This is a genomic window from Ideonella sp. B508-1, assembly GCF_000333615.1.
Taxonomy (GTDB): Bacteria; Pseudomonadota; Gammaproteobacteria; order Burkholderiales; family Burkholderiaceae_C; genus Ideonella.
This window is the reverse complement of sequence record NZ_BADL01000167.1, coordinates 1-1611: the sequence shown is the minus strand read 5'-3', so window position 1 is coordinate 1611 and position 1611 is coordinate 1. Positions and strand designations below refer to the sequence as shown.

The 1611-nt window shown below is 64.5% G+C and carries 2 protein-coding genes; both read left to right on the top strand.

Annotated elements, in window-relative coordinates; all coding sequences use genetic code 11:
- Positions 1–691, top strand: a 691-nt coding sequence (locus I73_RS07830; protein WP_022980109.1) for an ABC transporter permease subunit, incomplete at its 5' end; no start/stop codon positions are given.
- 58 nt (positions 692–749) lie between these two features.
- Positions 750–1611 (top strand): DUF3138 family protein (locus I73_RS07825; protein ID WP_022980108.1); only part of this gene is annotated, 862 nt, incomplete at its 3' end.

The window sequence follows — 1611 nt, the reverse complement described above, 5'->3', positions numbered from 1 at the left end:
GTACGGCGCCCTGATGCACGACGACGAGATGCTCAGCGGCCTGTGGCTGTCGATGAAGGTCGCCTTCTTCTCGGCCACCGGCTCGGTGGTGCTGGGCACCTTCGCCGCCTTCGCACTGGTCAAGTACAAGCGCTTCTGGGGTCGCACCATGTTCTCCGGCATGGTCAACGCGCCCCTGGTGATGCCCGAGGTGGTCATTGGCCTGTCGCTGCTGCTGATGCTGGTGGAGATCCAGCGCGTCACCGGCTACCCGGACCGCGGCGCGATGACCATCTGGCTGGGCCACCTGCTGCTGGGCATGTCCTACGCCACCGTGGTGGTGCAGGCCCGCCTGCAGGAGCTCAACCCCAGCCTGGAAGAAGCCGCCATGGACCTGGGCGCCAAGCCGCGCAGCGTGTTCTTCCTGATCACCCTGCCGATGATCTCGCAGGCCATGATGTCCGCCTGGCTGCTGACGTTCACCTTGTCGCTCGATGACGTGGTGGTGTCGGCCTTCCTGTCCGGCCCGGGCTCCACCACCATGCCGCTGGTGATCTTCTCCCGGGCGCGTCTGGGCTTGAACCCCAGCGTCAACGCCATGGCCACCTTGATCGTGTTCGCCGTGTCGGTCGGCGTGATCATCACCAGCTATGTGATCGCCCGCAACGAACGCCGTCGCCAGCAGGAAATCGCTGCTGCCGCCCGCGAGTGAGCCCCCTTTCTCCGAACAACGCCCCCTCACACCGCAAGCAAGAGAAGGAAACCCCGTGATGAAGTCTCTGAGCCCCACCCTGCTGGTTGTTGCCATGACGGCGGCATTTCCGGCGGCTGCCCAGTCCAACGACGAGTTGCTCAAGGAACTCCAGGCGCTGAAGCAGCGCGTCACCGAGCTGGAATCGAAGCTCAAGCAAGCCGCACCGGCCACGCCCGCTGGGCAGGCCCAGTGGGGCATGACCCCTGAACAGAGCGCAGAGTTCAACCGGATTGCCTCCAAGACCGAGGGGCTTGAAGACAGCATGGTGGCTCAGGGTTTTCATGGCCTGAAGATCAGTGGTTACATCGAGCCGGTTTACATCTACAACCAGCGTCAAAACCGAGCCGGCTTCCAGTTCCTGAACCAGCAGTCCGACGGCTACTCCTACGACACCTCATTCATGGGCGCCGCCTCCCTGGACCTGCTCAAGGAAACCGAGAGCGGCACGCTGTGGCATCTGACGCTGGCGCCCAACCGTGGCGTGGGCGCCGCGATCGATGGCAAGAGCATCATCCAGGAAGCGTCCGTGTCGGTGCCGCTGTCGGATGCCCAGACCCGCTTCATCGCCGGCCAGATTCCGGACTGGTCGGGCTATGAGTACCAGCAGCCCACGCTGAATCCCTTCACCAGCCACAACCTGCTGTACGACTTCACCCTGCCCGTGGCCTACACCGGCGCCGGGGCGGACATCAAGAGCGGCCCCTGGTGGTTCCGCACCGCGCTGGCCAACCTGAACTCGCCCATGCATGGCCCGGGCGAGCGTTCACCCGCGTGGGCCTTCCGCACCGACTACGGCAAGGACGAGTTCAGCGGCGCGGGCTTTGCCAGCATGATTGGTACCGCCCCGGTCTTTAATGCCGATGGCAACGTCGAGAAGC